Origin of the sequence: Pseudomonas sp. Tri1, assembly GCF_017968885.1 — a bacterium.
GTDB lineage: Bacteria > Pseudomonadota > Gammaproteobacteria > Pseudomonadales > Pseudomonadaceae > Aquipseudomonas.
On the sequence record NZ_CP072913.1, the window covers coordinates 4,693,331 to 4,701,423 of the forward strand.

Genomic DNA, 8,093 nt, shown 5'->3' on the forward strand with positions numbered 1-8,093 from the left:
ACACCATGAACGAACTGCTAGATGATGATCTGCTGACGCTGCTGCTGGAGGATGTCGCTCGCGACGTGCACACCAGGTCCAACGGCCGACTGGACCGCGCGCCCCTGTCTTTCGCCCAGCAGCGCCTGTGGCTGGAGCACCAGCGTGACCCGGCCCGTTCGGCCTACAACTTGCCACGCGCCCTGCGCCTGACGGGCGAGCTCAATGCCGACGCCCTGGAACAGGCGCTGAATCGGGTCATCGACCGCCACGACATCCTGCGCACCGCGTTCAATGACATCGACGCTGCGCCGGTTCAGGTGGTCGAGCGCAACGCCTGCCTCACCCTGTATCGGGAGGACCTCAGCGCCCTCGCCCCCCAGACGCGTGCCGTAACGCTCTCACAACGCATCGAGCTGCACGCCCGGCAACCGTTCGATCTCAGCCGCGCGCCGCTGATGCGGGCAACGCTGCTCAGGCTGGACAGCGACGAACATGTGCTGCTGCTCAACATGCATCACATCGTCTCCGACGCCTGGTCCAACACGATCCTCATGCAGGACATGACCCTGGCCTACGCCCAGGCCTCGCTCGGCGATCCATCGCCGCTGCCGCCGTTGCCCATGCAATACGCCGACTACGCCACCCACCAGCGAGGCGAGTATTTGCAAAGTCCGCAATGCCAGCGTAGCGGCGAATATTGGCGTCACTACCTGGGCCACGATCTGCCCACGCTGGAATTGCCCCTGGATTTTCCCCGCACCGCAAGCCAGCAACACCGGGCCGGACGCGTGCAGGTGACGCTTGCCCCCGCCGTGACCCAGGCCCTGAACGCGTTCTGCCAACGCCAGGGGCTTACGCCTTTCGTGGTGGCGCTGGGTGCCTGGCAACTGTTGCTGGGCCGCTACAGCAACCAGCACGACTTCACCGTCGGCGTGCCCAATGCCAACCGCAACAGCCATGAAAGCCAGGACCTGGTGGGATTCTTCGTCAGCAGCCAGGTGTATCGAGCGCGGATCGACTCGACCCACAGCGCGTTGGATTTTCTGCGCAGTTTGCGCGCCCAGTCCCTCGCGGCCCTGGAACATGCTGACTACCCGCTGGAGCTGATCCTCGATCAACTGCAACGTCCCGGCACGCAGGGCTTGTTCCAGGTCTTGTTCAACTGGCGCACCGGCTCTGCGCCCCTGTCGACCTCGTCCAAAGGCGAACTGGCCCTGGAGTTTCTCGACACAGGCGACAGCCAGGCCAAGTTCGACTTGGCGCTGGATGTCGACTATTCACAGCAGCAGATACTGGCGACGTTCGAATACAGCCGTGATCTCTACCGCACTGAAACCATCGAGCGCATGGCCGGCCACTGGCAAAACCTGGTGCGGGGCCTGATCGAAACACCTGAACGCGCCCTCGGCGAACTGCACTTGCTCAGTGCTGATGAGCGCCAGCACACCCTGCACGACTGGAACCGCCAGCCGACCCGGCTGCCCCGTGAACACTGCTTGCACCAGTTGATCGAAACCCATGCCGCCGCCACCGGTGAGGCCATAGCCCTGACCTTTGAAGGGCAGCACATGAGCTACGCCGAGCTCAACCGCCAGGCCAATCGACTGGCCCATCGACTGATCGAACAAGGCGTCGGGCCCGACGTGCTGGTCGGTATCGCCGCCGAGCGCACACCGCAAATGATCATCGGCCTGCTGGCGATCCTCAAGGCCGGCGGTGCCTACGTGCCGCTGGACCCGGCCTACCCGGCCGATCGCCTGGCTTACATGATCGAGGACAGCGGCGTGACGCAGATCCTGAGCCAGGCTCATCTGCGTGAATCCCTGGCGTTGCCCGCCGACATCAACTGCCTGTCGCTCGACCCTGTCGACGCCAATGGCGACTACCCCGAGCACAATCCGGATGTGCCGATGCACCCGGATAACCTGGCGTATGTGATCTACACCTCAGGCTCGACCGGCCAGCCCAAAGGCGCCTTGCTGGCGCACCACAACGTCAGCCGATTGTTCCAGGCCACGGACCATTGGTTCGGCTTCGATCACCGGGACGTCTGGTGCCTGTTCCATTCCTATGCCTTCGACTTTTCCGTGTGGGAAATTTTCGGCGCGCTGCTGCACGGCGGCCGACTGGTCATCGTGCCCCACGCCGTGAGCCGTTCACCCCAGGATTTCTACGCTCTGGTTTGCCAGGAAAACGTCACAGTGCTCAACCAGACGCCTTCGGCATTCAAGGCGTTACTGCAAGTCGCCTGCGCGCCTGACCAGCCCCTTGACCACCGGTTGCGCCAGGTCATTTTTGGCGGCGAGGCGATTGACGTGCAGAGCTTGCGCCCCTGGTTCGAACGCTTCGGCGACCAGTCGCCGCAATTGATCAATATGTATGGCATCACCGAAACGACGGTCCATGTCACCTGGCGACCGCTGTCGATCGACGACTTGCACAGCGAGACCGCGAGCCCTATCGGCCAGCCCATCGTCGACCTGTCCTGGTACTTGCTCGACGCCCATCTGAACCCGGTGCCCAAGGGTTGCATCGGTGAGTTGTATGTCGGCCGGGCCGGTCTGGCCCGTGGTTACCACCAGCGCGCCGACCTGACCGCCAGCCGCTTTATCCCCGACCCGTTCGATCCCCTGCCGGGTGGCCGCCTGTATCGCACTGGCGACCTGGCACGCTACCGCAGCGATGGCAGCATCGAATACATCGGGCGCCTGGATCATCAGGTCAAGATCCGCGGTTTCCGCATCGAACTGGGGGAAATCCAGGCACGTTTGCAAACGCTGCCAGCGGTCCGGGACTGTGTCGTGTTGACCCATGAAGGCCCCGCCGGCCTGCAACTGGTCGCTTACGTGATTGCCGCGCAAGCGGCCACGGCCGAGTTACGCGAAGGCCTGTTGGCCGCCCTCAAAGCGCAATTGCCGGACTACATGGTGCCCAGTCACCTGCTGTTCATCGATCACTGGCCGCTCAATGCCAATGGCAAGCTCGACCGCAAGGCCTTGCCGGAACCTGATGCCGCTCTCCGGCAAACCGATTACGTGGCGCCGCGTACGTCATTGGAACAGGCGCTGGCACAGCTCTGGCAACAATCCCTCAGGGTCGAGCGCGTGGGCATCAACGACAGCTTCTTTGAACTGGGCGGGCATTCGATCCTGGCCATCGAGCTGATTGCCAACCTCAAGGCCCGCCTGAACATCAGCGTGCGCCTGCAAGCGTTGCTGGCCAACCCGAGCGTCGCACAGCTGGCGCTGTTCATTGCGCAAAATCATCGAGAGCAGACCCAATGCCTCATCCCGTTGAACAACGCTCCCAGCAGTGCGCCGCAGTTGTTTTGCCTACACCCCAGCGGGGGCATCGTGTTCTGTTACCAGCCCTTGGCACGCAAACTCAACCAACGGGCGCGCGTCAGCGGCGTCATGCACCGCGGCTTCAGCGAACCCCACGCAAACCCTGAGGCCTGGGCCGAGATGATTGCCGACTACAGCCGGGAAATCGTCACCGCCCAACCCCAAGGCCCGTATTACCTGATGGGCTGGTCGTTAGGCGGAACCATTGCGCTGGACATCGCGGCGACGCTGGAACGCCAGGGCCACACCGTGAGCTTTCTCGGGCTGGTGGACAGCACGATTCCCGAACACCTGTATCCGGCGACGTTGTCGCGTCATCGGCATTTGCCTGACGAAGAACCCGCCGATCCGGCCTCCCAGGATCTGCTTGAGGCCATCGAATATTTCGACCTGCTGTTCCCCACCCTCACCGAACGTACGGCGGCTTACCGTCAGGAACATCCCGATAGCACGGTTCAGGCCTTCCATGAATGGGCTACCCGCCAGATCGAGCCGGGGCGCGGCGACTTGCTGTCAATCGTGCAGAGCGTCAAGGATGAAGTCATGAACGCCCAGGCGTTCTCGGTGCATGATCGGTTGCTGGAGGCCTTCGACGGATTCACCTTCAAACCGGTACGGGTACGGCCTAGTTGCTGGTGGACCCAGGCGGAAAAAACGCCGGAAGAGTTGGCATTCTGCGAGGGCCTGATCAAGGGGTACAGCTTGACCGGGGAGCTGCAATGCTCGGTGCGCTCGCCGTTGCGTCACCGCGGTATGATCTTTGATGATGGGTTGCTTGATTCGCTGGTTGAGGTTTTTTTGGCCAGTGCGATATGAAGGGGAAAAGCGCTTGGGGTCGGTGTGTATATCCGTTGCTGCGGTAACGGCGGCTTAGGGTTCCGCTCTTACAGCGGGTCACTTTTGGAAGAGCGCCAAAAGTAACCAAAAACGCTTTGCCCCACCACTTGGTGCCTCGCTTAGGCTCGGCATGCCCGAACGCAGGCATTGCTCCGTGGGCCGCCGCGAAGGGCCATCCTTGGCCCAGCGCGGCTAACCCGGCATCCATGCCGGGTTGCCCACTGCGCAATGCCTGCGTTCGGCCAGCGTGGTTAATGGGGCGTCCCAGATCAAAAGCAAAGCAAAGCAAAGCAAAGCAAAGCAAAACAAAAACAGTAGATGTCCAGCGCCTATGCAACTGAACCACCGCTATCGCGAGCAAGCTCGCTCCCACAGGGGTTCGTGGGTGTTCACAGCGCCTGGACACAACACAGAAACCTGTGGGAGCGAGCTTGCTCGCGATGACGCAGGCACATCCAACATCACCGCAAACTGACCCTCCGCTTTCGCGAGCAAATCAGATCGCCGCACCCCCGCCCCCACAGGATAAATGCGGTCATCAAAAAACAGGCCGGCTGTCAGGCCGCCTCGCGGCGGACGTTGATCTCGGCGCCCCGTTAACCACGATGGCCGAACGCAGGTATTGCGCAGTGGGCACCTCGGCATGGATGCCGAGGTAGCCGCGCTGGGCCATGGATGGCCCTTCGCGGCGGCCCACGGAGCAATGCCTGCGTTCGGGCATGCCGAGCCTAAGCGAGGCACCAAGTGGTGGGGCAAGACCTTTTGGTTACTTTTGGGGCGTTTGCCAAAAGTGACCCGCCGTAAGGGCGGAACCGCCAGCCGCCGTGACCGCAGCAACGGATATGTACACAATCCACCCCATCCACCCCAAAAGAAAACGGCGCTTCCCCTACCCGGAAAAGCGCCGTTTCCTCAAACAAACAACATTACGCACAAGACAGCATCTATCTCATTCACGCAAGAATCAGAACTCCGGAGTGTACTTCACAGAGAACATCAGGTTACGCGGATCACCAAAGTTGTTGTTGCCATTGAGCTGGTTGTAAGCCGACGTTAAGTACGTCTTGTCAAACAGGTTATTGGCATTGACCGCCAAAGCGATTTCCGGCGTCAGCTGGTAGCCGACGCGGGCATTCCATACGGTGTAACCCGGGATTTCACGGTCATAGTCATAAACCATCGTGTGGCTTTGGGTGGTGAAGCCCAAGCCGGTGCTAACACGGCTCCAGTCGCCGGTGAACTGGTAGTTACCCCACACACGCAGCATGTGTTTCGGCGTCCAGGTACTGTAGATACGACCTTCATTGTCCGGGTCCTCCAGATACTTGGTGGTGTTGTAGGTATAGCCCGCGAACAACTGCAGGTTGTCCATCACTTCACCACTGATTTCGGCATCGATACCTTGACTGCGCACTTTCCCCGAGGCGGAGGAGCAGTTCACGTCAGTACAACCGGGGATGGAGACGGCACGGTTCTCGTGGTCGTAACGGAAGACTGCCAAGGAGGTATTGACCCGACCGTCCATCAGCTCCCCCTTGAGACCGACTTCGTAGTTGGTACCGACGATGGGCTTGAGCACCGAACCGCTGGGATCGACCTCGGTCTGGGGCTGGAATACATCGGTGTAGCTGGCGTACACCGCCCACTCACGACTCAGGTCATAGATGATACCGCCGTACGGCGTGACCACGCCGGTTTCAGTCCCGACGCTTGGGTCGTTGGGCGTGATTCCGTTGGCCGCGGTTTCGGTTTTCGACTTGTAGCTGAAGTCATACCAACTGACCCGGGAACCCAGCACCAACGTCAGGTCGTCGACCGGCTTGACGCGCCAGGTGCCGTACACACCCTTCTGGCGGATATCGTATTTGCTGAGGGTGCCCCGCCCGCCCGGACTGTTGATCAGGCCCTCGTAGCTGATGTTCGGACGGTTGTTATTCAAGTCGAAGATCGTGTCGGTGCTGCTGTTGTTGAAAGTCCGGGCGAATTTATCATCCGTCTCCAACTGCGAGAAGTTGCCGCCAAGCATGACTTCCTGCGCCATCGACAAGGCTTCGAACTTGCCGGTCAGGTTCATGTCCAGACCGGACTTCGTGGACTGGAAATCCGTCACGAAGTCGGCATATTGCACACCGCTACCATCGGGGTTGAGACCGACACCGCCATTTTGCGTTCTCTGGTTTTTCGCCTGGTTATCTTCGGTCATGTACACGGCCCCCACCTTGAACGCCCAGTCCTCGTTGAAGCGATGCTCCAGATCGGCATAGTAGGTGGTGACATCGATTTCTGAACGGTTCCAGCGCGCACCCGTGTAGGTCGAACGCGACACGTCCGGCATCGAACCATCAGCGTAACGCGGCAGACCGCGGATATTGCCGCGCGATTCACCGTTGGATTGACTGACCGCAAAGCCCAGGGTGGTGTCTTCGCTCAGGTCGATGTCCAGCGCGCCGTACAGCGAGTGGGTCGTGCTCCACGCATGGTCGACGAAGGAATTGCTCTGGTCTTCATCGGCGACGATACGGCCGCGGATGTTGCCGGCCTCGTTCAGCGGGCCGCCGGCGTCCAGTTGCAGGCCGTAGTGATCCCAGGAGCCGGCCTTGCCGGTCAGGGTCACGGTCGGTGCGCTCTGGCCACGCTTGCGCACCAGGTTGACGGCACCACCGGGGCTGCCAGTGCCTTGCAGCAGGCCGGAGGCGCCGCGCATGATTTCCAGGCGGTCGAAGAAGATCAGGTCCTGGGTCGCCCAGTTGCCCAGCGAATAGTTGTTACGCAGGATCGGCACACCGTCGTACTGCCAGTCGTCGATCTGGAAACCGCGTGACGACAGGATCATGCCTTGGCCAACGCCCTGCAGGCCGACGATGCCGGTGGTCTGGTTGACGGCATCCTTGAGGCTGACCAGGTTCTGGTCATCCATCTGCTTGCGCGTCATCACCGTGATCGACTGGGGAATTTCCTTGAGGGTGTGGGTGCCCTTGCCAATGGTCACGGCGTTACTGGTGTAGGAGTTGCTGCCTTCGGTCGTCGCGTCCAACGCCTGTGCGCTGATGGTGGTCGCGCCCAATTCGAGGCCTTCACCAGTAGAACCGCGCACCAGCATCAGGGTATTGCCCTCGACGCTGTAACGCACGCCGGTGCCCTTGAGCAATTCGGCGATGGCCGCCTGCGGGCTCATCTTGCCGCTGACGCGGTTGCTTTTCAGGTCGGCCATATCGTTAGCGTTGTAGATCACTTGCTGGTTGGTCTGTTGACCGAACGCTTGCAGTGCCTGCGGCAGCGGTTGCGCGGGAATGTTGATGCTGACGTCTTCCGCCATCACCTGAGCACTGAAGGGCAGTGCGCAGACCAGCCCCAGACCGCCCAACACCCGACGCGAACGCAGGCCGCGGGACATGACGAGCGCCTTGAACAGAGGTTTCAACTCATGAATGGATGACATCGTGCTCTCTATTATTGGTAAAGGTAAAAAGTCCCTGGGGCCGAAGGGCCCGCCGCTCGCCAGCACAAGAGACCCCGCACGGTCGATTGCCTCAGGGCAATGTGTCTGTGCGTGGCCGACCGGCCCCTCCCCGGGCACGGTCATTCGGCTGGACGACGGCGAAATCTTTACTGGACAAATCCGATGCCTGGGCGTCCTGCTCGACCCGATTTGTCCACATACCTAAGTAAGACGCAGCACCTGCAAAAAACCGGAATGAGTTTATTTATCATTTGCGAAAAATAATAAAAAAAGGCCGCCGCTGTTAGGCGGCGGCCTTTTGTTCATGCCATATCAGCTGCCTTCATCGATCATTCCCACGCTCCCGCGTGGGAATGCCGCCAGGGACGCTCCGCGTTCCGCTTCTGGAAGGTGACGCAGAGCGTCACGGGATGCATTCCCACGCAGAGCGTGGGAACGAGAACTCACAAAGGCCTTTTGTTCATGCCATG

2 protein-coding genes are annotated in these 8,093 nt (G+C 60.9%); one reads left to right on the top strand and one right to left on the bottom strand.

Translation table 11 applies throughout. The annotated features are described in order from the left end of the window. Positions 1 to 5 precede the first annotated feature (5 nt). Positions 6 to 4,142 carry a non-ribosomal peptide synthetase gene (locus J9870_RS20195; protein WP_210639695.1) on the top strand — a complete coding sequence of 1,379 codons (4,137 nt, stop codon included), beginning with the start codon at positions 6 to 8 and terminating at the stop codon, positions 4,140 to 4,142. Between the two features lie 985 nt (positions 4,143 to 5,127). Here the strand turns inward: J9870_RS20195 and J9870_RS20200 are convergent. Continuing rightward, the gene (locus J9870_RS20200; protein WP_210639696.1) at positions 5,128 to 7,602 is read right to left on the bottom strand and encodes a TonB-dependent receptor; all 2,475 of its coding nucleotides are present in this window, start codon (positions 7,600 to 7,602) and stop codon (positions 5,128 to 5,130) included. Between the last annotated feature and the right edge of the window lie 491 nt (positions 7,603 to 8,093).

Bases quoted from the DNA above. Each gene is read 5' to 3' on its own strand.
- J9870_RS20195 (WP_210639695.1), top strand. From the start codon at position 6: ATGAACGAACTGCTAGATGATGATCTGCTGACGCTGCTGCTGGAGGAT.
- J9870_RS20200 (WP_210639696.1), bottom strand. From the start codon at position 7,602: ATGTCATCCATTCATGAGTTGAAACCTCTGTTCAAGGCGCTCGTCATG.